Raw genomic sequence first — 25,227 nt, 5'->3', positions numbered from 1 at the left:
GTACGTGTCGGCAGTCACACCCCACTACGCGCAAAAGTTGGTATTCCGCCGGATATCTTTTGGTCTGTCATAGCGAGGATCCGCCACTGCTGACGGGTGGAATTCGGAGTCGCAGGATGTGCCTGGTGACCTTTCATTCGGGGTATAGATTCTATATAATGTTTGTAGGATAGAAAGTAGATGCGGGGTGAACAGCGATGTCAGCGCAGAGTGCCATTCCTTCCAGCGAGTACAAAGGCGACACCAATGCCGCCCATAATGAATTTGGCGAAAAGAGGTTTGAGTCCCTCCTTGGCGCGCGGCTTCAGGAATTTCAGAAAGCGGCTGGATTGCCGGTCGCGCTCGGAGGAATCGCGGACCGGAATCCTGGGGGGCGTCGTCTCCGAATCACCAAGCTCGTCGGCACACTGACCCACTCCCTGCTCGGTTTCGAGATTGCCGGAGGTCAAGGGGTGGGTGGGATCGTGATAACGCGAGCCAATCCCATCCGGGTAGATGACTACGTCTCGGCAAAGACCATCACCCACGACTTCGATGACATCATCGTCCGGCGGGAGAGGATCCGATCATTGTTTGCAGTACCGGTGGTTGTCGACGGTGTGGTTCGTGGCGCGATCTATGGTGCCACGCGCGACGGGCACTCCATTGGCGATACCGTGATGCGGCGGGCAAGCCTGACGGCCTCATCGCTGGCCGCCGATCTTGAAAAGCTCTCCGCAGTGCGCCCGCCGGCCGGTCCGAGCGATCAGACTCTCACGAGAAGCAGACAGGCGCTGCGAGATCTGGCCGAACTGGCGAAAACGACCACCGACCCCAAAGTGCAGAGCCAACTGGCCCGAATTATCGCGGACCTCGGGGGCACCGCCTGGACCGGTCCCGCCGAGGATGGCAGCCCTTCCAATGTCACGCTCGCCCCGCGTGAGCTGGATGTTCTGCGCCTGATTGAGCTCGGAGCGAGCAACATCCAGATTGCCGACGAACTTGGTCTCAGCATCCAGACCGTCAAGGCATACAACAGTTCGGCCATGCGAAGGCTTGGGGTCCGCAACCGCACATCGGCCATCCATTCCGCCCGCGCGCTCGGATTCCTCTAAGAGCAACTAATTTCCGTCTCCCACGCACGGCTCGTTCACAACGGCTTCGACACGCACGAACCGAAGTTCTCCGCCCTACTGGACTGAGAACTCGCCCAGTTCAGACCAGCCGTCGACCTTAGCGTTGACGATGTCCGGGGCGCGGCGGAGATAGGCAGGCAACTCGGCCAAGGCTTGCTTGAAATGTTCTGATTGAACATACACACAGCTTCTTGCATCGGCGGAATGCTTTCACGAGCGGGCACGGGAGCCCTACGCTGTGCATCCGCACACAGCGGGGGCAGACCAAAATTCGTAGGGTGGTGCCTTTAGAGGCTCACGGGCGGATTCCTCGAAGCTTGGCCTACGGTGGTCAAATACGGGGAGAGCTTGTAAGACGGGTCTTCCTACTAACGACGAAAGTAGTCGGAGAAGTTGAGTTGATCCCGAGCGAGGTTCCCGCCGCAATCTTGAGTGACTGCTCGCATTCAATGGCCTCGATCTCCAGCGCCTGGGCAAGAACAGCCCATGCCTCTGAGGAATGAACAGATGGCACCGAAGATACCGGGTATCGTGCCAGACCTTCCCATGGCGAGTGGGACCGACCCGGAGTCCTAAGGCGGAGATAGTTCAGTCGCGGAGCTTGACCATCCAGCCTCGAGTGTCCTCAATGTGGCCATACTGAATTCCTGTGAGACGTTCCTTCAAGGCTTGGGTGACCTCCCCTCCGGTGTGGCGGGCCGGTGGGATGTCGAAGTTACGTGCCTTCAAGGTGCCAATGGGCGTGATTACCGCCGCCGTGCCGCAAGCAAAGACTTCGGAAAAGGAGCCGTCGGCCACACGTTCGCGCCATTCGGTGACACTGACTCGGCGCTCTTCAACGGTCATGCCCAGGTCCTCCGCGGCGATCTGCAGCAATGAGGCCCGGGTAATGCCGTGGAGGATGGTGCCTGACAGATCAGGGGTCACGAGGTGGCCGTCGGAGGTGACAAACAAGACGTTCATGGAGGTGAATTCCTCAACATACGTGCGGGTTTCTGCATCCAGGAACAATGTCTGCTGGCAGCCGTTGGTTTTTGCCTCGGCATGAGCACCCAGGCCGGCAGCATAGTTTCCCCCGCATTTAGCCTCTCCAGTTCCTCCAATGGTCGCCCTCACGTGCTCTTCACTCAGCCATACATTGACGGGGTTACCAAGGCCGCCCACGTATATGCCGGAGGGGCCGGCTATCAACCCGAAGGTCACCGTCTTGGAGGGTCGTACGCCAAGAAATTGTTCCGTTCCGATGATGAAGGGTCGGAGGTAGAGGCTCTTTTCGCCGTCCGGTTGTGGCACCCATTCGTGGTCGACGGCCACCAATGAGCGCAGCGACTCGACGAACAACGCGTCATCGGGCGCGATCAGGTAAAACCGCTCGGCAGTAGCCCTGAGTCGGGCGGCGTTACGTTCAGGCCGGAAGGTCCACACACTGCCATCGGCATGGCGGTATGCCTTGATCCCTTCAAATCCTTGTTGTCCGTACTGGAGGGCCGATGCGCCAGGAAGGATCGGCAATGGCCCGAATGGCTGCACACGGGCAGCATGCCAGCCCTGTTCCTCGGACCAGTCAATGGTGATCATGTGATCCGTGAACTGCGTTCCGAAGCCTGGCTGCTCCAGCGCGCGTTCGCGGTCTGCATCCGATATGGGTGCCGATGTCGTCTCAACCTCAAAGGAGGGAACAGTATTTCTAGATGTCATACCAATATCTTGTCGAACATTGCGTCGAATGCGATTGATCAATTGTGCGTTACGGCCTTGCTGCGGCAACTGGATTGCGTAGAATCTGATCCATGCCGAACATTTCACCATCCAGAGTTGGAAGCACGTCATGAAAGAGTTGGACCGCATCGACCGGAGAATCCTTCGGGTATTGCAGGTACAGGGGCGTATCCCCAACAACGAGCTTGCCGACGCCGTTGGCCTTTCGCCCTCCGCGTGCCTGCGCCGCGTTCGTATGCTGGAGGAAACCGGTGTTATAGATCGTTACGTCGCTCTGCTCAACGCCGCGAAGATCGGCATGGGTTTTACCGTGTACGCACGGGTCCAGCTCAACCGGCAGGATGGGGATACGATCGACCACTTCACCGAGCAGGTTCTTCTGCTGCCCGAGATCGTGGAGTGCAACCTGATGGTTGGTGAGACTGACTTTCTCCTGCGCATTGTCGCTTCCGATCTTGATGCCTATCGCCAGTTCCAAGTTGAGCACCTCACAAGAATCAAAGGCGTTCAGAGCATCAAGTCAGAGATCCCCATGCAACGAATAAAGCTCACATCGGAGATCCCTCTGTGAGCTGTTACCCCTCCGCCGGGCAAAGGCGGCGCGATCGCCTTAATTCCGCACGGGATTTCAGAGCCAATCTGTAGTGGGTGGCCTCGCGCCTCCGATTGTTCCGCAACGGGCTGTTCCCGTCTCTCCCACCCCATTCGGAAATGCCGAAATGGCTGCGGCGGTCACCGGGAGCGCGGGCAGCTGACGGTGGTTGTCAGCTGCCCGCACATAAGGTTCAGCTGATGTTGTCGTTGTAGGCGACGTCTTTGGTTTCACGGCTGACCAATAGAGCGATCAGGGAGATGACGCACATTCCGCTAAGGTACAACCCGACCAGGACAGGGCTTCCTTGGGCGACGCTCCACAAAGCAACAGCTATCAGGGGCGCGAGTGCTCCGCCCAGGATTGAGGAGATGTTGAAGCTCAGGGCGGAACCGGTGTAGCGGACGTTGGCGGGGAATAGCTCGGGTTGGAACGCACCCATTGGTCCGTAGCTGAGCCCGAGGAGGGCAAACCCGACCAGCAACAGTGTCATGACGCCCGGCGTTCCTCCGGAGAGCAGCGGGACGAACAGGAGCCCCAGTGCCATTATCAACACCATTGACACGATCAGGACGCGGCGGCGGCCGAACCGTTCAGCGAAGGGTCCTGCGATCAGGGTGAATGCGGCGAACGCGACGGCGCCTACAACGATCATGAGCATGAAGGTTGGGCGGTCGTATCCCAGACCCGGTACGGCGGCTGTGGTGGGCGTGGTGCCGTAGCTGAGGGTGAAGGTGCTGAGGATGAACACCAGGCTGAAGAGGGAGACCATCGAGAACGTACCGATGATGATTGCCTTCCAGCTTGTTTTGAAGACTCGTGCGAGGGGAAGCTTGGCGACCTCGCCTTCCTCTACGACCTTCTTGAAGGCCGTTGACTCCACCAAGGACAGTCGTACCCACAATCCCACTATTACCATGAGGGCGCTTGCGAGGAACGGGATGCGCCACCCCCATGCGAGGAAAGCCTCAGCGCTCAACATTGCTGTAAGCAGCAAAAACAAGCCGTTGGCAATAATGAACCCGAAAGCGGTGCCGAGCTGGGGGAACGAACCATAAATGGCACGCTTGCCCTCCGGCGCGTTTTCGGTCGCCAGTAGTACCGCGCCGCTCCATTCACCCCCGAGCCCCAGTCCCTGTGCGAAGCGCATGAGCACGAGCAGTGCGGGTGCCAAGAACTCCCATCCGGGCGTGGTTGCACTGGGGATCAACCCGATCGCGAAGGTTCCGAGGCCCATCGTCAGCAATGAAGCAACGAGCGTTCCTTTTCGTCCGATCCGGTCACCGAAATGGCCGAAGAGGACGCCTCCGATGGGGCGGGCAAAAAACGCGACACCGAAGGAGGCCAGCGAAGCGAGCAGGGCGGTGGACGGTGACGACGTGATGAAAAACAAGGAAGGGAAAACCACGACAGCGGCGGTGGCATAGATGTAGAAGTCGTAGTACTCGATCGTTGTGCCGATCAGGCTTGCGAAGAGAACCTTTCCGCGGCTGTTCGTCGGTGCGGTGCTGGCCGTGATGGAGCGTTCGACTTCGCCCGGGGCTCCCTTGAGGGATGGTTCTTGTATGGACATGGGATTCGCTTTCGAGCAGCTGGCGGCCGACGATTTGTGGGCGGCCAGGCAAGGTTGGGGTGTGTGAAGCAGAGTAAAAACAGTTGCCTCGTTAAGGGATCAGAATGGCGCGTCCACGCACTTTGCCTGCGTCGAGGTCGCTGAGGGCCTTTTGAAATTCGTCCAGCGCGTATTTCTGCGTATGCAGGGTAACTGCTCCGCGTGCGGCGAGGGCCATGAGGTCCTGCAGGTCGTTGTAGGAGCCCACAAGGTTTCCGATGATGTTGATTTCGCTGGAAACGATGTCGATGGTGGGTACGTCCATGTTTTCTCCGTATCCGACGACGTAGTAGTTGCCGGCGTTGCGCAGCATGGCGATGCCCTCGGCGGTCGCGCCACCTTCGCCGACGAAGTCGATGAGGACTTCGGCGCCATCACCGGATGTGAGCTCCCGGACCTGATCTACCTGGGTTCCGTCAGCTAGGACTCCGTGGTCAGCTCCGATGGACTTGGCAAGTTCCAAGGCTGCGGGGTTACGGTCCACGACAACGACGCGGGCCGGGGTGAGAGCCTTCAGTACCTGGATGCCGATATGTCCCAGTCCGCCTGCGCCTATGACCACACAGACATCCCGCGGGGTAAGCTGCTTGGCTGCCCTTGCGGCGGCGTGATAGGCCGTCAGCCCGGCGTCGGCCAGGGCGGCCACGTCCGAGGGCTCGAGTGCGGCATCGAGCTTGACCACCGCGCGGGCTGAGGTGCGGAGGTATTCCGCGTACCCGCCGTGAGAATCGATACCCGGGAAGTTGCTGGTTTGGCAGTGCACATCGTTGCCCGACCGGCAGGCCCTACACAGTCCGCACGTGACGAGCGGGTGGAGTATGACTTTGTCTCCTATTTTTACGTTGCTGACGGCGGGGCCAATATCGTGGACCCATCCGGCGTTTTCATGGCCAATGGTGTAAGGAAGGTGGACTTGGGATTTCTCAGCCCACTGGCCATCAAGGATGTGCAGGTCGGTCCGGCAAACCCCTGCTCCGCCGACTTTGACGATGACGTCCCAGGGGCCGGTAACTTCGGGGATTGGTACTTCGGACATTTTGAGGCCTTCGTGGTAGCCGACCACCTGGACGGCTCGCATGGTGTTCACGGGTGGTGCTCCTTGACGGTGAAGGGAAGAAATCGATGGCGGTCGCTGGTTTCAGCGCCTTCGGGGCGTTCCACCTGGTCAGCGCCCGAGCCTGCGTAGCGGGTGCGCAAGAGACCGCGGCAAAAATGGGCGTTCCCATCGATGGAGATGCGCGTGGACCGCGCGCGGCGCAGGGCCATGGGGATGTCTTGGACGGCGAAGGGGTATCCCGCATGGTTGACCATGACCAGGGCATCCTCACTGATGGAAAGGTCCAGGGTTTCCCTTCTGCGCAACAGTGACTCGACGTTCCTCCCGGGCAGCAGGTCCCGGACGTGAACAGTTGCGAGATCGTTTTCCGAAAAGGACGGGTCCGAACGCAGCAGTTCCGTGAGGCAGCGCTCCATGGCGGCGGTGTGGGCCTTTCGCTGGAATGTCAATCGGAGCTCGTCGAGGCTGTCGTCCGCCTCGTGGCCGAAGGTTCCGCGGTAGCCGGCGTCGGCCGCCAGCCCAGCGTTGATGAGGTCAGAGTCGTGGTGGTCGTCCAGTTCAACAACCACGGACCCCACGCCCGTCACTGCTGTGATGGCATCCTTGGAATCGGAGGCCATCAAGTAGGCGAAATTAGGCGAACAGAACGACGTTGGCAGCCGCAGATGAACGTGAACGTCCGTCCCGGCATCGCCGGCGGCCACGGACACGGAACGAACAAAGCCCAGATCGGTGATCGGCTCGTCCAATTCAGGATCAAAGACACCTCCCAGCACCCGGAGGATGTCGTGCTTCCCGATCAGGGCAGGATCCTGCCGCTGGTCTTCCGCCCACGTGGCATTCATCGAATGCCTGCCAGGTCGGCGCGTTCCGGTTCCCGAGGACCGGTCGTGGTCTCGTTGGCATCAGGGAGCTGGAGTTCCTTCGGTACCGGGATGTCGTACATCTTTGCCGCATTGAGTCCGAGGATCTTCTTTTTCTGCGCGGTGGTCAGTGGCCCGTATTCGGTCATGTCTGCAGGGATTTGGAAGTCCACGAAACGTTCAATAAGCCACTTCGGCGTCCACAGGGCGTAGTCGCTGGCGAACTGGATCCGATCCTCTCCGATCCAGTAGATGAGTTCGCCGATGATCTGGGCGAAGTAGCGCGGGCGGGTGTGGATGAACGGCATCGCTACAGCAAGTCCGCCGTAGACGTTGGGTTCCTGCGTGGCGATCCAGCAGAAGTCCTCAAGGCGGGGCAGCCCCACATGCTCGACAATGAAGTTCAGGTCAGTAAAGTCCGAAGCCACGTGGTCAACGTCTGCGACGTCGAAGGCGTCCCTGTCGAGAGGCCGGATGGTTGGGCCCTTATGGACATGGATGTTCTTGATGCCGAGCTCTCGGCACTCCTCAAAGTACCGGTAGGACCATTTGTCCGAGAGCTTGTAGCCCCGGGATTCTCCGTGCCATTCGGCGGTGTAGAGTTTGACACCCTTGAAGCCCATCTTCTCGTGGTCGGCACGGAGCCGGTCCAGCCCGGCCTCGCCGTAACGGGGGTCGAAGTTGTGGTTGTACGTCAGCCTCTCAGGATTCGCTGCTGCCAGTCCGTAGGCCTCCTCAGTTTGCCCGAAACCCGTCTTGTAAAACTCACCAAGGTGGGCCGGCTGGAAAATGGCGTGGTCGACGTAGCCGTCCTCGAAGACATCCTTCATCAGACGCTGACCCCCCTGGTAGAGGTATTCGTCGTAGGACCACTGTTCTTTTTCCGGGGAAAGGTTGCGGTGGTAATCGTAGAAGCAGTCGATGAACTGCTTGCCGTGGATGTTGCGCTGGTTCTCCGGGCGGGCGTCCCACAGTGCGATGTGGGAGTCAACGATGAAGTAGTTCTCGCCGTCTCTGGTGTACATGATCTTCTCCTTTTCACGACTGCCATAGTCGCGACATCCTCGACAGTACGGCCGTTCTGACGGCCTAAACATGTGGTCCCTGTCTCATTATTGAGACAGCCGCCTCCCGAAGGTGGTGTCTCCTCGGGTGTCGGTCCGAGGGCAGCAATACGGTAATTGGTAGCCGGACGTGGGGCTCCCATTCGTCTCCGGCCAGGCGTGTGTGTGGGTGCACCGGAAAGTGGGCGACTCCGTCGATGTGCCGATAAGCTCCCGTCAATCACGTGGAGGACTTGGGCACGCTGATACCCAGGCGTGCCATACGACGGTAGATCGTGGCGCGGCTGACGCCCAGCTCTACCGCAACGATGGCGGCCGTCATACCTGGTTTTGACAGAAGCCGGTCGATTTCCTCGCGTTCTATCGTTTCCATGTGAGTAAGGCGTCGGGATGGTCGCTGCGAAAGTGAGGCCGGAAGATGCTGTACGTCGATGACTTCGGTCCGTAGCGCTGCCGCGTGCACCACGCGGTTCAGCTCATCGATGTTCCCTGGCCATTCGTGCCCTGTAAGGACCCGCTCCGCTGCGGGAGTGAAGTCGATGGCCCGCAGCCGGGTTTGTCTGGCCGCGTGTCGGGCCAGTGGAACGATGTCCTCGGGACGTTCCCGCAACGCTGGTACGGCGACCACTGTCCCAACGGCAGCTGCCAAAGGTTGTGGAATGGTAGACAACTCTTCAGCGGTTAGGGCCAATGACGGCAGGCTGGTGTGAGCAGACGCCCGACGCAATCTGAGGGCAGCTTCGGTCCGGAAATACAGATCGCGAGCCGCCCACGCCGGCAAGGTATCACAGTTCTCCACGATGACCGCCGTCCCTGCTTTGGCCAGTTCGGGGGTCCATAGAGAAAGCCATGCGTCAACATCCGCTGGCGCGGGTGCTGCGGCGCAAAGAATACGGATACGCGGATGGACTTGCCTCAGTGCCTGACCCAATAATGTTGACCGTCCTGACCCTTGTTCGCCGAGCGCCGCGACGACCCGTCCTGCCGACAATGCCGCTGCTGTTTTTTCGAGCGCTCGAGTCCAGGAAGTCGAGGTGGCTCGCCACGTTCCGGCGCCCGGTTCGAGTTTTCCGTGAACACGGAAAACCACGCCCCTCGGCCCGGGCTTGGCCACCAGTCCCTGTGAGCGGGCGAGCATGAGGGATGAGGTATGGCTAGCAGCTGATTGTGCCAGAGCCAACAACAGCTCAGGTGATGAGCGGGTGTAAGTGGTGATATTGACGCAGCCCTCCAGCCGGCCGCTCAGTGGTTCGAAGACAGGGACCGCCGCGCAAGTGAACATGCGCAGGCTCGCAGAGTAGTGCTCCTCAGCTCTCACCAGACTTGGTACCCGATCTGCCAGCGCGAGGCCCAGACCATTTGTCCCGGCTTCCCTTTCCGAAAAGGCAAAGCCCGGGGCCAGATGAACCTTGTCCAGCGCCTGAAGGAGAGATGAATCGCCGCTGAACCGGTTCAGGACCATGCCATCGGCGTCGGTAAGCATCAGGCCCAGCGGTTCGTTGGCCAGCGTCTGGTGCATGGCGGTGAGTACTTCCTGACCGCATTGGAAGAAGAGTGAATCCGGACTGATCTGGCCAGCCCATACCGGGTCCACCCCCTCGGCCGAAACCCCGTAGTCCTGACTGCGCTGCCATGATGCCAACAGGCGCTTGGTCACTGTGATCACTTGATGTTCAGGCGCCTCGTGAGCGGCTGGGGGAAAGAGGGGATTGCGCTGATTCGGCATCTTTGCCGTCCTCCTTGTATTAGCCTTTCAAGATTTCCCCGCCGAAGATCGACAGCTATTCACAGGACTTAGTCGGGTGCCCCAAAAAGGCGGCTTAAGTCCACGGCCTGGTCGTGGCCGGCGACCAGGCCGTGGGGAAAGGACGATGGCTTCCCTGTCGACCCCCAAGAATGACGTCGAGCATGACTTCAAAACCTAGGCCTAGGGCGCCCGGATCGATAAAGGCACGGTATCCCCCGATAGTGCCTGACGTTACTTGACAGGGTCATTCCGTAGGGGCCGATTGGCCACAACAGGGGCGGTTCCGGTGAATCCTTCACGGACGGGGGCGAGCTCCCGGATCCGTTTGCGGCACAGGAACCAGCCCACCACCATAAGGGCACATGCGACTGCCGTGACCAGCATCGTCAGCGGAGAATCGATGAACACCATGACCAGCACCCCAATAATGAACAACAACGCGAGGTAGTTGGTATAGGGGGCGCCAGGCATCCGGAACGCCGGCCGCTTGACCCAGCCCTTGGCGGCCAATCGTTGCAGCTGGACCTGGCAGAGGAGGATGGTCGCCCAGGTGGTGATGATCCCGACGGCGGCAATGTTCAGCACGATTTCGAAGGCCTCGGCCGGAACATAGTAGTTCAAGGGAACGCCAAGAAGGGAAACTCCGGCGGTGATGGCGATGCCACCGTAGGGCACACCTGCCTTATTCATATGCTGGGCGAACTTCGGGGCAGACCCGGCGACGGACATCGAACGCAGGATGCGGCCGGTGGAGTATAGTCCGGCGTTCAAGGACGAGAGCGCAGCGGTGAGGACCACGAGATTCATGATGACGTCCACACCTTGGATGCCGATGGACCCGAAGAACGTCACAAAGGGGCTGACGCCCTTTTCGTAGGAAGTGTAGGGCAGGAGCAGGGCCAGCAGGAGTACAGAGCCAACGTAGAAGACTGCGATACGGAACACCACAGAGTTGATGGCCTTGGGCATGATCTTCTCTGGGTTTTTGGTCTCGCCGGCGGCCGTGCCGACGAGTTCAATGGCGCCGTAGGCGAAGAGCACACCCTGCATAAGGAGGATCGTAGGAAGAACGCCGTTGGGGAAGAGTCCGCCATTGTCCGTGATGAGGGTTAAACCGACTTCCTGGCCGGCGACAGGGGTACCGAAGATGACGAAGTAGATGCCGACTAGGAGGAAGGCTACTAGTGCGCCGACCTTGATGAGGGCGAACCAGAATTCCATTTCACCGAACACTTTAACGGAAACCACGTTCAGGCTGAGCACCACGACCAGTGCGATCAGAGCCCATGCCCACTGTGGAACTGCGCCCATCCAAGGGACGTATTTACCGAAGAAGTTCATGTAAAGGGCGCACGCGGTGATGTCCACGATGGTGATGGTTGCCCACGCGATCCAGTAGAACCAGCCCGACACGAAGGCAGCCTTCTCGCCGAAGAATTCGCGTGCGTAGGAGACGAAGGATCCCGACGAAGGGCGATGCATCACCAGCTCGCCCAGGGCTCGCAGGATGAGGAAAGCGATGAAACCGCAGATCGCGTAGGAGAAAACCAGTGATGGTCCAGCGGCGTTAAGCCGGCCACCCGCTCCCAAAAACAGGCCGGTGCCGATGGCGCCGCCGATGGCGATCATTTGGATTTGACGGGGTTTGAGGTCTTTGTGGTACCCTGCATCCTCGGTGTGAAGGGCTTTCTCGCTGGCGTGCGCCTGGGCCGGGACCGTGTGGTCTGTGATGGGTGCGTCGGTCATGGGAATCCTTAGATGGAATCGTCCTGTTGGGAAGGTAACGCGAAGGGTGGGAAGGCGCGCCAAGGGCCAGCCTGGGCGATGTGGGCGGCAGGTTCTGTCGACAGAACGGGGGCTATGGCATGTCCATGACCGCGGTTTGTGGACGTGCCGGCTAAATGAGGCAGCCGGCCTAGGGACGCTGGCTGCCCAGAGGCCTCGACGGTTTCGGGGGACTGCTGGGGCGGTTGCAGTGCGCCCCAGCAGTCCGCTCTTATTCTTCGATCTCTCCGCCGAAGGCACGAAGGTGCTGCCGGAAAGTGAAGTCAGGGTCAGCGCTGCGGGCTTCCAGGTAATCACCTAGGCGGGCTTGTGTCCGGAACGTTGTGCCGTGGTGCATGCGGGCTGCCTGGGTTCGTTCAGTGTCCCGGATCGTGGTTGCCACCGCCGCCACCTCCGCGGCGTGCTCGAGGGGGATAAACAGGACCCCGTCGTCGTCTGCGAGGACGAAATCCGCGCTTGAAACGCAGTGCTCGCCGCTTCTGGCCGCTGTTAGCGCGTCTTCACCGCGGGCGTCAAGTCGCTGTGGCCCCACAGGCGATGCCCCGAGACTGAAGACGGGAAGCCGGATGCTGGTGAGCTCCCCGGTGTCCCGGTGCAGACCCCAGATCAGGATGCCGGACAAGCCTGCATTCTTTGTCTCCAGTGTCACCAGGTCTCCGACGCATGCTTCGTCCAGACGTCCACCGTTATCGACGACCAAAACGTCTCCGGGAGATGCGATGTCGATGGCTTCAAGGAAAACATCAACACTGCCAACGTGTCGGGCAGGGGCAACGCGTCCGACAAGATGTGTTCCGTTCCAAAGCGGCACCGTCCCCGGAGGGGCTGTGCGAACCGGAACGCCGACGCGCATGCACGCGTCAGCTACGTGGGGCGTTGTCAGATCAAGGTAGATCCGGTGCAGCTGTTCTGATTCCACGGTTACTTCTCCCCCACTGTCTGTAGTTGGTCCCCGTTGCGGTAGTCACGGAGCAGGTAGTTGTGGCGGTTGCTGATACCGAGGGAGTAGCGCCAGCCGCGGCCTACGCGGACTGGCCGCAGGACGCTGAGGAGTTCGGATGGGGAGTCTTCGACGTTGATTTCGGCGCTGCCTTCCCAGATAGGTCCAGCGGTGATGTTTTCTGCCTGCAGCCGAACGAGTTCGAAGACTGCCGGCTCGTCTTCCTGTCCTTCGAACATTGACGGGAAGTGGCGAAGGGCCACAATCGGACGTGACCCGAAAGTCACTGCCGATTCATCAGCAGGACCGCTGAGCTTGACGTGTCCTTCCGCCAGCCGGCGGTCCTTGACTGCGGCTGTTCCGGCAAAGACCGCTCCTGCTTCCAGAGCAGGTGACGCAATGTGGTTCACGCCCATGGTCCGAGTAACCCAGATCGAACCGATCTTCTTGGGATAGCCCAGGGCCCAACCTCGTGCCATGGAGACGTCTTGATCGACGACGATGTACGGGCAGTACTGCATAAGCTTGCCTTCATACTGCACGCTGACCAGGACGATACATTCCCGGTACTGGGCCCGTATCGGATCGAGCAGTTCCCCGCCTTCGTCGGTGCAGGCCTGCCAATCCACAAAGGAGACGGTGACAAGGCCGGCTTCATCAGGATGAAGGGTCAGCCCGGGTGGGAGGAGTTCTTTGACGGCCGACGGATCGGCCCAGTATTCGATGGTCACGAAGTCGGCAGCGTAGTGCCATGGCGGATAGGGTGCCAGGCCGGCCTTCCCGTCGCGGGAGAAGGGGCCAACGAAGCCTTGGGCTCCAGCAAATCGTGTCATGTGTGTCCTTCTAGAGAATTGGAACGGCGCTCTGCCACCGTGCGGACCAAGCCCACACCAGATCAGGGGATGTCCGCCGTTATAAATCGACCGGGGCTTGCCTTCACGAGCAGAGCCCGGTCGTTGTTGTCTGAATTTATCGTGTTACCTGTCGCACACGGCTGCGTTTTCACCCATCTTGAGGGACGTTATTGGCACAGGATTCTCCATTCCACCTCTTTCTTGAAATGTGATGCCATGATGCTATCCCTGCGTGGTTTCGAGACGCTTTCGGCTCAGCTTGTACCCGGGTATCCGCGACTCAGAAGGCGTGTTGCGGCCCGGGAAAGCTACCCCCCGCCACGTCTCCAGCGAAGTCCACGGCGGCTTGTGTCAGCACAGAGTGCAGGTCCGCGTATTGTTTGACGAAGCGGGGCAGATTTCCGGTTCGCAGGCCCGCGAGATCTTGCCAGACCAGGACTTGGGCGTCACAGCCGCTGCCGGCCCCGATGCCCACCGTGGGAATGGTCAGTTGGCTGGTCACTTCGGCGGCCACGTCTCCGGGAACCATCTCGATCAAAACAGCGAAAGCCCCGGCTGCTTCCAGGATTTTGGCTGTGGAAATGAGTTTTTGGGCGCCGCCAACACGCCCCTGGACCCGGTAGCCGCCTAGACTGTGTTCAGATTGCGGAGTGAAGCCGATGTGAACCATCACTGGTATTCCGGCGCGGGACAGTAGCTCGACCTGGGGAGCGATCCCCTCGCCGCCTTCGATCTTCACGGCATGGGCATTTGCCTCCTTCATGAACCGTACCGCTGTGTGGAAGCACTGTTCTGCTGAGCCCTGATAGGACCCAAAGGGCAGGTCCGCGATAACGAGGGAATGCTGCGCCGAGCGGGTCACGGCCCGCACGAGCGGAATCAGTTCATCGACGGTAACGGGCAGGGTTGTTTCGTTGCCGAAGACATTGTTGGACGCCGAATCTCCAACCAGTAGCACGGGGATCCCGGCCGCGTCGAAGATCGCCGCCGTGTACATGTCGTAGGAAGTGAGCATCGCCCATTTCTCGCCGCGGTCCTTCATGTCCTGCAGATGGTGAATCCGGACACGCTTTCGACGTTCAGTGATCGCCGGGACACCGCCGTAGGGTGCGGGTTGTTGGTCGCTCAAGGGTACTCCTCTATAGATTGGTGAATGCCACTGCGGCAGTGACACTGAGTGTTAGTGGCTTTTTCTGCGGGAGGATCGCCCCTATTGGATCACCGCGCAGCAGGCCTCGAGGATCAACCCGAGCACGGGTATCTGGGCGGCTATAGGCCATGATGCCGTCGGGTTGGCGACGCATACCGATTCACGAACAGGAACGCCAACGTCCGGAACGCGGCGACGGTAGCTACTGCCACGAATCCTCCTGTGCATGGAACTTTGATGGCACTCGTGTCCCATGCGAAAGCCTATTGATTAAGCATTGAAAGCCGCTTTCAATTTCTTCCACCAGAACCGCCAATTGCGGGAGAATATTTCGCGAAAATGGCAATAGTCGCTGTATTCTTGCTGAGCTTCACGCTGATGACCGCATCTGACTCGCCATTTTGGCCGATCGCCCAGGTTTAGACCCACCCCTCGCCCCAGGCGAGAGAGTGCGTTGGAGCAGGCGGGCGCCATCAGTGGAGCGAATATCTGGTCTTCCCGGCGTTCAGTAACTTAGTCCCACACTGGTCATGAAAACTGTCGTGGACTAACGACGTTCCTCTTGGTCGGCGAACCGAGGCACTTGCCAGCTCATTGCCAGCAAGCAGATATTGTATAGAATCTATAGTAGGCCCATAAGGTGGCTGTATAACAAGACAGGTGAACCATGATGCGCAATCGCGACACCATTTACATCAACGGCCAGTGGGTGCCTACAAGCGGATCTGAGGCCATCCCGGTCGAAAACCCCGCCACGCAGGAAATCCTGGGAACAGTCCCCGCGGGTACTGCCGATGACGTCAACAGAGCCGTTGCCGCGGCCCGAGCCGCCTTCCCGGCCTGGTCACAAACGTCGGCGGGGGAACGGGCCGGTTATCTTCGACTGCTTGAACAAGCGCTGGCAAAGCGGGAGGAGGAAATCGCCCTCACCGTGTCCCAGGAAATGGGGAGCCCCATCCGGCTCTCGTCCAAGGTCCAGGCGCCGCTTCCCCGAACCGTCATCAGCGCCTACGCGGACCTTGTCGAGAAGTATGAATTTGAAGAGACAGTGGCCAACACTTTGGTCACTCGGGAAGCGGCAGGTGTCGTCGGTGCGATCACCCCGTGGAATTATCCACTGCACCAGATCACCAACAAGCTCGCCCCTGCTCTCGCGGCTGGATGCACCTTTGTGCTTAAACCCAGCGAAGTCTCACCCTTTGTCGCCTATCTGCTGTTCGATGCCTTGGACGAAATCGGCCTGCCACCGGGCGTGGTCAACCTCGTCCCCGGCCACGGCCAGCCCGTAGGTGAAACCTTGGCAGGGCACCCGGATATCGACGTCATATCATTCACCGGATCGGAGCGCGCCGGTACACGCGTCGCGGAACTGGCTGCACGGAACGTCACCAAAGTGGCTCTGGAACTGGGTGGAAAATCGGCCAACGTCATTCTTGATGATGCTGATCTGAAGACGGCAGTAAAAGTTGGTGTGGCAAATGCCTTCATGAACGCCGGACAAACCTGTGTTGCGCTGACCCGGATGCTCGTGCCGGTAGATCACTACGAAGAAGCGGTTGAACTGGCAGCAGATTTTGCCAAAGGCTACACCATGGGCGACCCGCTTTCTCCGGACACCAAGCTTGGACCGGTCGTCAGCCAAGCCCAACGCGCCAGGATCTATTCCCTGATCAACACCGCCGTCGCCGAAGGTGCACGACTGGTGACCGGCAGCACCCAGATCCCGGCAGAACCCGCCACGGGCTACTTCGTTGAACCAACCATCCTGGCAGATGTCCACCCCGACTCGACGATCGCTCAAGAGGAAGTCTTCGGCCCGGTTCTGTCGATCCTTAGCTACACCGATGATGACCATGCTGCCGAGATTGCGAACAACTCACGGTTCGGTCTCTCCGGTGGCGTATGGTCAGCGGACACCGACAGGGCGCTGGCTTTTGCACGCCGGCTCCGCACAGGAAACGTCGACATCAACGGCGCCAGGTACAACCCGATTGCGCCATTTGGCGGCTACAAGAAGTCTGGCCTCGGCCGCGAAATGGGCAAGGAGGGCCTTGAAGAGTTTCTCGAGGTGAAATCAATCCAGATCTAGCAGGAATCAGAACAACTTAGAGCCGCTGGACCCACCCCGAGTGGGCCGTCCGTCGACCCCCGACATGTCGGCCCACTCACGGCTTGGGCCGGTATGCACAACAGACCCGAGCTCAACGCGGGGAGGCAGACCCGATATTTTATTCTGTGGACTATAGAATAAGGACAAAAGTAAAACGAGGAGAGGTGCACAGTGGACCAGCAGCAGAGCCGCGGCAGGACACCACGCCGCGCCGACCTCGGTTCAGACCAGCAGTTGAGCAGCAAAGTCGCCGCCTATGTCCGCGAGGGCATCATGGTTGGCCAGTTCCGCGCCGGCGAGTATGTTCGCACAGAACGGCTCGCTGACGAGCTTGGCGTCAGCCCCACCCCGGTCCGCGAAGCACTCATGCTTCTCGGCAGCGAGGGATCGGTCAAATGGGAGCCACGCAAGGGTTATCGCGTTGTTCCCTTGACGCTCCAGGACGTCCGTGACCTATTCCAGGTGCAGGCCCACATCGCAGGTGAACTCGCCTTCCGCGCCGCCTCCAAACTCTCCGATGAAGCGATGAACGAGCTGGAGGAGCTGCAGCGTCTCCTGGAAAAGGCTGAAGAACAGCAGGACTACGACCTTCTGGACGCGCTCAACCACAAGGTCCACTCAAGAATTAATAAGGCATCGAACTCAGGCCGTCTGGTCACTCTCCTCAACACCACGGTTGGCTATGTACCTTTGCGGTACCTATCGGCCATTCAAGGCTGGGCAGAAGCATCGGTCCATGACCACCAGCCCATACTCGTCGCGCTTCGGAACCGGGACGCCGACACTGCGCGGAAGGCCATGCATGAGCACATCGACCATGTAGGGCAACTCCTCGTGGAGCACCTTGTAAACAATCAGGTGCTGGCAGACGACGCAGCGGTGCACGAACCAGCCTAACCCCATCCGAGCTACCGGCATTCCGGTGGACTACACGAATGCTCCAGATCTCTTTGGCTTTGAAGCCTGGGCCAGCTATCGGGAGCGCACGCGCGGCTCGCGCTACCAATTAGCCAGGGACCGCTTCTTCTGAAATGAGCATGCCCCATCCTGGCGGACCTCCCCCGGCTGAATCCGCAGAGGGGACGCCTTGAGGAAATTTTAACGAACCTCTAGCATCCGACTATAGATTCTATATACTATGTTGTGTAGATCACAGGAGGATGCCGCAAGGCTCTAACCAAACGAGCGCTGAAGATTGAGGCGTTGTTCCTGCGGATCTTTCAGCCCCCAATGTAAGGCCACGTCTCAAAGAGGAGATTGTCATGGAGACAAAGAAACCAACGCCTCGGGAGTTGCGCCGGGTCGCAGTTGCAAGTTGCGCCGGCACGACAATCGAATACTACGATTTCTTCATTTACGGGACAGCTGCGGCCCTAGTGTTCCCGCAGGTCTTCTTCCCCGCCCTCGGCCCGGCAACGGCAACGGTTGCATCATTTGCCACCTTTGCCGTTGCCTTCCTCGCCCGCCCGATCGGTGCGATCTTCTTCGGCCACTTCGGCGACAAGCTTGGTCGCAAGAAAACGCTCGTTTCGACACTTCTGCTCATGGGTATCGCTACTGTCCTCATGGGTGTCGTCCCTGATTCGGCAACCATCGGCGTCGTAGCACCCATCGCCCTCATTGTTCTACGCGTAGCTCAAGGCCTTGCCCTCGGCGGTGAGTGGGCCGGCGCTACGTTGCTGGCCGCGGAGTATGCACCCAAGGAAAAACGGGGTCTTTACGGCGTCTTCCCCCAACTAGGTCCGGCTCTGGGCCTGCTTCTATCCAGCGGATCGTACCTTCTCACCCTCGCTTTCATGGGTAACTCCAACGAAGCCTTCCTCAGCTACGGATGGCGGATGCCGTTCCTTGCCTCCATTGTGTTGGTCCTCGTCGGACTCTACGTCCGGCTCAAGGTCGACGAAACACCGGCGTTCAAGGCCGCCCAGGCGGAGGCTAAAAACATCCCTTCCCGTCCGCCTCTGTTCGAAGTTTTGCGCTACCAGCCACGCGAAGTCCTCCTGGCCGGCGGTGCCTTGACCATGCTCTTCGCCTTCTTCTACATCGGCACTGCATACCTGACCAGCTACGGCACCAGCCCAGAAGGTGCGGCCCTGTCCCGGCCCGTGGTCCTGGGCATCACCATGGGAGTCTCCGTCGTGTTCGGTATCGCAACGGTGATCTCCGGAGCCCTTTCCGACCGATTCGGACGCCGGAAAGTCATCGTTTTCTCATGCCTCGTCGGTATGGCCTGGGGCTTGGCATTGTTCCCGGTCCTAGGTACAGGTAACGCATTGATGTTCGCCATCGGACAGACTTTCACCATGGTCCTTTTTGCCGTTGGATACGGTCCGGCCGGGTCCTTCCTCCCGGAGTTGTTCTCACCACGCCACCGTTACACGGGTGCCGGCCTGGGTTACAACCTGGCTGGCGTCCTCGGCGGCGGCTTGGCGCCCGTTCTGGCTCCAGGCCTGGCAGCCTCCTTCGGAGGTATCGGCATCGGCCTCATGCTCTCCATCTGTGCATTACTTTCGCTGATTTGCACGCTGGCGCTGCGCGAAACACGCGGTGTCACTCTGGCTCACGAACAGGCAACAAATATCCCCCAAGACGCCGTTAGCTAATCACCAGCCGGGCGGCGCAGAAAACCGCTCCGCCCGGCAGGACCACCCGCAAACGGCCCCCTCGCCGTTTGGCCAGGGCCAATACGAACCCTTCAACTCAAGAAAATCCAGGAGACAACCTTGACCGTAAAGGAAGAACACGACGGCGCGATAACCGTCCTGACAATCAACAGGCCCGAAGCCCGCAACGCAGTGAACTATGAGACCGCCTTGGCGCTGGCGGCGGCCATCGAGCGATTCAAGGACAACGACCAGTCTCACGTCCTTGTCATCACAGGCGAGGGAGACACCTCCTTTTGCGCCGGAGCAGACCTCAAAGACATCCCACAACTGCTCGGAGATGAAACATTCTGCAACGACGTAGGACCGATGGGATTCGCCAAACTGGACCCAGGTAAGGTAACCATCGCTGCGATCAACGGCTACTGCTTCGCAGGCGGACTCGAACTTGCTGCCTGGTGTGACTTCCGCATCGCCGATGAGCACGCCGAATTCGGAGCACTTAACCGCCGGTGGGGTGTACCGTTTTTCGACGGCGGAACCATGCGCCTGCCCAGCATCGTCGGTCTCAGCAACGCGCTGTGGCTCATGGAATCCGGCATCCGCATCGATGTCCACCGGGCAAGCCAGATCGGTTTCGTCCAGGAAATCGTTCCCCCCGGCCAAGCACTCAAGCGAGCCATCACCCTCGCGAAACACGTCGCCGCCTACCCGCAGGAGAGCCTCCGCGGCGACCGGCAGCTCGTTCTGGAATCCGGCGGATACGGGCTGGCCGAGGGCCTTCACCGTGAAGACAAAGGTCGCAGGAAATCACTTGCCAACGCAGAAATGATGGAGCGGCTTTCCGACTTCGCCAGCGGACAACGACCGGAGCCACCGCGGCCGGAAGAAGTAATGACAGAGGACCAGTGAATTCACAGGGGGTCGGCACAGCTGGTGCCGGCCCCCTGTTGCCGTTTGGTGCCAAGTATCCTACCGCGCCGTACTGTGCCAAAGGACCCCGCCAGCGGCCGTCAGCCGCCAGCCGTCGAATCAGCATGTGTCGATGTTCGGTGTCAGGGCTTTTGTCGCGGCTGCAGGAGGCTCGATGACGGCACTCAGGGCCGGCAGCATCAGTGCCGCCGGCCCTCAGTGTCCTTCGTCATCGCAGGCCCAACGCAACCCAGGGCTCCACTTCACAGTTCATTCACGGCGAAACCATCATGGACTGGGGTGAAATAGCTCTGGACCGTTTCTCGTGTTACCTCGCCAAGGGACGCCGGAACCCACACCGCGTTGCGGTCCTTGTCAATGACTTGGCTTCGCAGTCCTTCAATCAAGTCCGGAGCGGCTAAGCACCGGAGGGATACCTGGAATTCCTGCTCCAGCACCTTTTCCAGTCCAGTCATGGACCTCGCCCGACGGATCGATTCGAGAGCGACCTTGACGCAGCTGGGAGACTTGAGCAGGATCTGCTTGGCGGCCTCCTCTGCACGGAGATCTTCAGCCGAAAGCAGCCGTGGGACGATCTCCTCGGCAGGAACCCCGGAATAGCACGCATCGATCCATCCCCGATCACCAGACAGCGCACTACCAGGCCCGGGCACGGATACCTCCTGGAGGCACGATTCAACCGCAGCCGCGGTGTCCTCGCCGGCTTGGATCAATGTCAGTTCGTCAACCAGCCAGCCAACTTTGCCGCTGTCAACAAAAGCGTCGGCCATGCCCAATTCCAACACATCCCCAGCGTCCAGACGTACCCCAGTGAGGGCCGCATGAATGCCCAATTCCCCAGGAGCGTTCGCCAGCAGCCATGTACTCCCGACGTCGGGGACCAAGCCGAGGCCGGTTTCCGGAAATGCCATCCGAGTCCGTTCCGTCACCACCCTGTGGCTGGCGTGGGCCGACAGCCCTATACCCCCACCCATCACCAACCCGTCCATCACTGCCACGAAAGGTTTCGGATAGCGGGCGATCAGGGCATCCAGGCGGAACTCGTCACGCCAAAAGTCCCGCGTACTTGCTCCCCCGACAACGGCATCTCGATAAATAGCGAGGATGTCAGCACCGGCGCACAGCCCCCGCTCCCCCGCACCTGTAAGCACGACAACCTGGATGCCATCGTCGATAGCCCATTTGCGCAGCACGTCCTCGATCTCCAGCACCATCCTATGAGTGAGGGCGTTGATCGCTGCGGGGCGATTGAGTATGACCTTGCCGATCAACCCTGTCCGTTGGAAGAGGACCTCGTTCATGCTCACCGTTGCCTTTCACTAGTACACGGAAGGCGGCGCACACGCGCCGCCTTCCGGTTCTCTTTTTTGGGGGACGTATTAGGAGTTAATAGGACCTGGGAAGGCCCAGAACCTTGGTGCCGATGAATGCCTTGATCATGTTGTTGTTCACCGGGGCCACCTGGTACATGCGGGTCTCGCGGAATTTCCGTTCGACGTCATACTCGTCCACGAAGCCGTATCCACCATGTGTGTTCAGCGCCGCGTTCGCCGCCTCCCAACTGGCATCCGAGGCGAGGTGCTTAGCCATATTGGCTTCGGCCCCACATGGAAGTCCGGCGTCGAAGAGCCGGGCCGCCTCGAAGCGCATCAGGTCAGCTGCGCGGAGTTTCATGTAAGCGTCGACGATGGGGAACTGCACACCTTGGTTGGCTCCAATCTTCCGCCCAAAAACTTCCCGCGAATTGGCGTAATCCGTCGCGCGCTGGGTAAACCAATAGCCGTCACCGACCGCTTCGGCAGCGAGCAGGATACGTTCGGCATTCCAGCCGTCAATGACATACTCAAATCCATTATCGACTTCGCCGATGACCGCCGACGCTGGTGCCCGCATGCCGTGGTAATGGATCTGGTTGGTTGCGTAATTGAACATGGTGCGGACCTTGACCACTTCCAGGGACTCCGGCTGTTCAGCCCGGACTTCTCGCAGGTCCACGAGGAAAAGGGTGAGGCCTTTGGTCCTTTGCTGGTTCTTGGGAGAGGTACGGGCAAGGACCAAAGCCAGGTCTGACTCATCGATTCTGCTTGTCCAGCTCTTGTGTCCAGTGATGACGTAGTCGTCACCATCACGTATGGCGATCGTTTCGATGCTGGTGGTATCCGAGCCGGCCTTGTCCTCTGTAATCGAGAACGCCTGCAGCCGCAGTCGCCCGGCAGCGATCTCGGGGAGGTACGCGTCCTTTTGCTCTTCACTGCCGTGACGTAGCAGCGCGCCCATGGTGTACATCTGCGCATGGCAGGCGGCAGAATGGCCTCCGGACCTGTTGATTTCCTCCATGATCACGCTCGCTGCCGTCAACCCATAGCCAAGCCCGCCGTAGGTCGCTGGAATCAAGGCCGCCAGCAGTCCTGAATTTGTCAGAGTGTCAACGAACTCCTGAGGGTACCGGCGATTTTGGTCCGTCTCACGCCAATACTCGTCCTCGAAACCCTCACATAGCGAACGGACTGTGCGGCGCAACGCTTCCAGGTCCGGCTGCACAAGAGACGAAACATCAATTGACTGGGTGCTCATTTGGGGACCTCCTCGTCGCCAGGCGGGTAAATGCCCACCAAACTATGGCTTAATCACTACTCTACATTCTATATTGTATGTACATCAAGCATTTGCCATCAAACACTCCGGAGGACGAACATGGCACAGGAAAGACAGGGCACCGAACGTGTCGTGGAAGGGTGGACGGGCCGACTCTTTGAGGACTTCGCCGTCGGCGACATCTACTACCACCCGTTTGGAAAGACTGTCACCCAGTCGGACAACCAGACGTTCACACTCATGACTCAGAACGTGTCCAAGACCCATATTGATGCGAACTTCGCCGAGAAGACCAAATTCAGACGCCCTCTGGTCAACTCAACGTTCACGCTTGCCTTGGTGACCGGACAATCCACCATCGATTTGTCCATGAACGTTTTCGCGAATATGGGTTGGGACGAGGTCCGCATGCCGCACCCGGTCTACGAGGGGGACACCATCTATTCGCGGTCAAAAGTCCTCGCTATACGATCCTCCAATTCGCGCCCCGGGTTGGGACTGGTGACGGTGGCCACAGAGGGTTTCAACCAGGACGGCATCATCGTCATCAGTTACCGGCGGACGTTCATGGTATACAGAGTGGGCTACCTCCCAGGTGTCGAGGGTTCCCGACCAGATGAATCATCCCTGCCAGCGGTGGAAGGACAGGCATGACCACCGGCATGGTTTCGTCAGATGCAAATTCAGTCATCGGAACCGCACTCACGGCGCTCTTCGTACCTGGGGACAGGCCGGAGCGTTTCGCAAAAGCCCTGGCCGCTGGGGCGGACGTCGTCATTCTTGATCTGGAGGATGCCGTCCAGCCTGCGAACAAGGAACAAGCCCGTGAGCAGGCACTGAAGGCGCTCGGTTCGGGCGCGTCCAGCCCCATGCACGCGTTGGTGAGAATCAACCCTCCAGGGAGTCCCTGGTTTGACGCCGATCTCAAAGCACTTCAACGTCTTACCCGCTCGCCGGGACACGGCCTTCTGGGTGTCATGATTCCTAAATCGGAAACTGCCGAGCACATCAAGGCAACCGTCGACGTCATTCCGACCGGCCTGCCCATTGTTCCCCTCGTGGAAAGTGCCCTTGGCATCATCAATGCCTTCAACATAGCCAAGCTTCCTGGAGTTTCCCGTCTGGCCTTCGGCGCCGTGGACTACACCCTCGACATTGAAGCAGGGCCCGGATCGAGAGTTCTTGACTATCCCCGCTCAGTACTTGTCGTCGCTTCCCGGGCAGCTGGCATCGCTCCGCCTTTGGATACTCCTTCCACGTCCATCCATGACCTGAACCGTGTAGCCGACGACGCAGGGACTGGGAAGATGCTGGGATTCGGTGGAAAGATGTGCATCCACCCCGCGCAACTACCAATCGTCCGATCCGTATACATGCCAACCAAAGAAGAAACGGAATGGGCTAAAACTGTGCTGGCCGGCTCACGAAACTCAGGCGCAGCTTCGCTTGGCGGCGAGATGATTGATCTTCCGGTTCTGGAGCGCGCCAAACGCCTTCTCGTGCGCTCAAAATCATCGACAGAACTTATGGAGTAGCTTCGTGCACGTTCGTGTCAGCCCCGTATCCCTGGCCCCGGACGAGCGCGACGATTGCACCAGCTTCAAGGTGCTGTTGTCCGAGGCGGCGAGGAATAACCTCCCCGCTCTGCTCAAGACGACGTCCGCAGGCCAACTCGACGACAGAGACGTTTTGGTGTCTGTTGATTGGATCCGCAGCGAGTTTGCAGGCGGGATCGGCCTGGGTGGAACTACCGCTTTGCCAACATGCTGGTCTATGCGGCCGGCAAGGGTTGGCTGAGCGACGACGGCAGCCATGTTCGTGCCCACATTGAGGCTTACTGACAGGGTCACCGTGGACGAGGCAACCTGGCAACGCCTCCCTATCCGACACGAAGGACGGGCTCCCGGCGACGGTACGTCTGAGAATGGATTACCAGAGGATTTGCACCCGACTTTTCTCCTGACAGTCCAGTCCATTGGACGTTTAGCCACGTTCGTATTGCAGCGCAACCAGCCGTGGAGCGGTTGATCGAAGCCTGCCAAAAAGGCGTCCGCATTCGCGGGCGCCTTTTGTTGTCTACAACGGACTTTTCGGGCCGCGGATCCGGACGCGTCAAGCCTCCCCAGTTGCACAGAAACCCCGTTTGGTATTCCAGATACTTATATTGGCCGATTTTTTAGCCCTATATGTTGTTAGCAGCATCACATAATGCCATTTTGTTTACCAGATCGCCGTCTTGCCGTATTCAGCGGTATGGCTACTGACGAAAGGAATGGCATGACCCATTACGAGGCCCCACCCCTCAGCCAACAGCTCCCTCCAAACGGAACGCCCATACGGGCAGTTTCTTGGTTTGCCGCTCCTGTCGATAAGCCGCCTTGCTGACACACTGGCGTCTGCAATGCCACTAAGTAGATGCCCTGACCGCAATGACGATCTCCCCTAAGACCGTGCCGCCAGTCCTGTCACACCTCTGGCATCCAAGGCC

At 59.6% G+C, this 25,227-nt stretch carries 21 protein-coding genes; 8 read left to right on the top strand and 13 right to left on the bottom strand.

Annotated elements, in window-relative coordinates; genetic code table 11:
- Nucleotides 1–197 precede the first annotated feature (197 nt).
- Nucleotides 198–1,094: a LuxR C-terminal-related transcriptional regulator gene (locus J3D46_RS14365; protein ID WP_253467870.1), complete on the top strand. Its 897-nt coding sequence runs from the start codon at nt 198–200 to the stop codon at nt 1,092–1,094.
- A 75-nt stretch (nt 1,095–1,169) separates the two neighbouring features.
- Here the strand turns inward: J3D46_RS14365 and J3D46_RS24970 are convergent, their stop codons facing one another.
- Nucleotides 1,170–1,298, bottom strand: coding sequence for a hypothetical protein (locus J3D46_RS24970; protein ID WP_256491367.1), 129 nt, complete (start codon nt 1,296–1,298; stop codon nt 1,170–1,172).
- 405 nt (nt 1,299–1,703) lie between these two features.
- Nucleotides 1,704–2,813, bottom strand: coding sequence for a branched-chain amino acid aminotransferase (locus J3D46_RS14360; protein WP_253467868.1), 1,110 nt, complete (start codon nt 2,811–2,813; stop codon nt 1,704–1,706).
- Nucleotides 2,814–2,943: 130 nt separating this feature from the next.
- On the opposite strand from J3D46_RS14360, the gene J3D46_RS14355 reads away from it, so the two are divergent.
- Nucleotides 2,944–3,405, top strand: coding sequence for an Lrp/AsnC family transcriptional regulator (locus J3D46_RS14355; protein WP_253467866.1), 462 nt, complete (start codon nt 2,944–2,946; stop codon nt 3,403–3,405).
- A gap of 214 nt (nt 3,406–3,619) precedes the next feature.
- Here the strand turns inward: J3D46_RS14355 and J3D46_RS14350 are convergent, their stop codons facing one another.
- The 9 genes from J3D46_RS14350 to panB form a co-directional block, all read right to left on the bottom strand.
- Nucleotides 3,620–4,999 (bottom strand): MFS transporter, encoded by a 1,380-nt coding sequence (locus tag J3D46_RS14350; RefSeq protein ID WP_253467864.1) that lies wholly within the window; start codon nt 4,997–4,999, stop codon nt 3,620–3,622.
- 91 nt (nt 5,000–5,090) lie between these two features.
- Nucleotides 5,091–6,125, bottom strand: coding sequence for an NAD(P)-dependent alcohol dehydrogenase (locus tag J3D46_RS14345; protein ID WP_308292028.1), 1,035 nt, complete (start codon nt 6,123–6,125; stop codon nt 5,091–5,093).
- Nucleotides 6,122–6,940 (bottom strand): iron-sulfur cluster assembly protein, encoded by an 819-nt coding sequence (locus tag J3D46_RS14340; RefSeq protein ID WP_253467862.1) that lies wholly within the window; start codon nt 6,938–6,940, stop codon nt 6,122–6,124. The genes J3D46_RS14345 and J3D46_RS14340 overlap by 4 nt, the downstream gene beginning before the upstream one ends.
- Nucleotides 6,937–7,983, bottom strand: coding sequence for an amidohydrolase family protein (locus tag J3D46_RS14335; protein ID WP_253467860.1), 1,047 nt, complete (start codon nt 7,981–7,983; stop codon nt 6,937–6,939). The genes J3D46_RS14340 and J3D46_RS14335 overlap by 4 nt, the downstream gene beginning before the upstream one ends.
- Before the next feature lie 259 nt (nt 7,984–8,242).
- A complete protein-coding gene (locus J3D46_RS14330; protein WP_253467858.1) occupies nt 8,243–9,748 on the bottom strand; it encodes a GAF domain-containing protein in 1,506 nt (501 codons plus the stop codon).
- A gap of 252 nt (nt 9,749–10,000) precedes the next feature.
- Nucleotides 10,001–11,515 carry an amino acid permease gene (locus J3D46_RS14325; RefSeq protein WP_253467856.1) on the bottom strand — a complete coding sequence of 505 codons (1,515 nt, stop codon included), beginning with the start codon at nt 11,513–11,515 and terminating at the stop codon, nt 10,001–10,003.
- Between the two features lie 250 nt (nt 11,516–11,765).
- On the bottom strand, nt 11,766–12,473 hold the full coding sequence (locus J3D46_RS14320) for an RraA family protein (RefSeq protein ID WP_062065649.1): 708 nt from the start codon (nt 12,471–12,473) through the stop codon (nt 11,766–11,768).
- Nucleotides 12,474–12,475: 2 nt separating this feature from the next.
- Nucleotides 12,476–13,327 carry an acetoacetate decarboxylase family protein gene (locus tag J3D46_RS14315; protein ID WP_062065652.1) on the bottom strand — a complete coding sequence of 284 codons (852 nt, stop codon included), beginning with the start codon at nt 13,325–13,327 and terminating at the stop codon, nt 12,476–12,478.
- A 301-nt stretch (nt 13,328–13,628) separates the two neighbouring features.
- Nucleotides 13,629–14,477: a 3-methyl-2-oxobutanoate hydroxymethyltransferase gene (panB, locus tag J3D46_RS14310; RefSeq protein ID WP_253467854.1), complete on the bottom strand. Its 849-nt coding sequence runs from the start codon at nt 14,475–14,477 to the stop codon at nt 13,629–13,631.
- 688 nt (nt 14,478–15,165) lie between these two features.
- Here panB and J3D46_RS14305 point away from each other — a divergent pair.
- From J3D46_RS14305 to J3D46_RS14290, 4 genes are all read left to right on the top strand, one after another.
- Nucleotides 15,166–16,587: an aldehyde dehydrogenase family protein gene (locus J3D46_RS14305; RefSeq protein WP_253467852.1), complete on the top strand. Its 1,422-nt coding sequence runs from the start codon at nt 15,166–15,168 to the stop codon at nt 16,585–16,587.
- Between the two features lie 192 nt (nt 16,588–16,779).
- Nucleotides 16,780–17,505, top strand: coding sequence for a GntR family transcriptional regulator (locus tag J3D46_RS14300; protein ID WP_253467850.1), 726 nt, complete (start codon nt 16,780–16,782; stop codon nt 17,503–17,505).
- 365 nt (nt 17,506–17,870) lie between these two features.
- A complete protein-coding gene (locus tag J3D46_RS14295) occupies nt 17,871–19,211 on the top strand; it encodes an MFS transporter (RefSeq protein WP_253467848.1) in 1,341 nt (446 codons plus the stop codon).
- Between the two features lie 120 nt (nt 19,212–19,331).
- On the top strand, nt 19,332–20,123 hold the full coding sequence (locus J3D46_RS14290; RefSeq protein ID WP_253467846.1) for an enoyl-CoA hydratase-related protein: 792 nt from the start codon (nt 19,332–19,334) through the stop codon (nt 20,121–20,123).
- A 263-nt stretch (nt 20,124–20,386) separates the two neighbouring features.
- Here J3D46_RS14290 and J3D46_RS14285 read toward each other — a convergent pair whose 3' ends face one another.
- Nucleotides 20,387–21,445: an enoyl-CoA hydratase/isomerase family protein gene (locus J3D46_RS14285; protein ID WP_253467844.1), complete on the bottom strand. Its 1,059-nt coding sequence runs from the start codon at nt 21,443–21,445 to the stop codon at nt 20,387–20,389.
- 85 nt (nt 21,446–21,530) lie between these two features.
- The gene (locus tag J3D46_RS14280) at nt 21,531–22,718 is read right to left on the bottom strand and encodes an acyl-CoA dehydrogenase family protein (protein WP_253467842.1); all 1,188 of its coding nucleotides are present in this window, start codon (nt 22,716–22,718) and stop codon (nt 21,531–21,533) included.
- 120 nt (nt 22,719–22,838) lie between these two features.
- On the opposite strand from J3D46_RS14280, the gene J3D46_RS14275 reads away from it, so the two are divergent.
- Both J3D46_RS14275 and J3D46_RS14270 read left to right on the top strand, forming a co-directional pair.
- Nucleotides 22,839–23,393, top strand: coding sequence for a MaoC family dehydratase (locus tag J3D46_RS14275; protein ID WP_253467840.1), 555 nt, complete (start codon nt 22,839–22,841; stop codon nt 23,391–23,393).
- Entirely contained in the window at nt 23,390–24,274 is an 885-nt protein-coding gene (locus tag J3D46_RS14270; protein WP_253467838.1) for a CoA ester lyase, read from the top strand. Before J3D46_RS14275 ends, J3D46_RS14270 begins: the two co-directional genes overlap by 4 nt.
- Nucleotides 24,275–25,227 lie beyond the last annotated feature (953 nt).

This window comes from Paenarthrobacter sp. A20 (assembly GCF_024168825.1).
In the GTDB taxonomy this organism is placed as follows: Bacteria; Actinomycetota; Actinomycetes; order Actinomycetales; family Micrococcaceae; genus Arthrobacter.
This window is presented reverse-complemented; position numbering and strand designations above follow the sequence as displayed.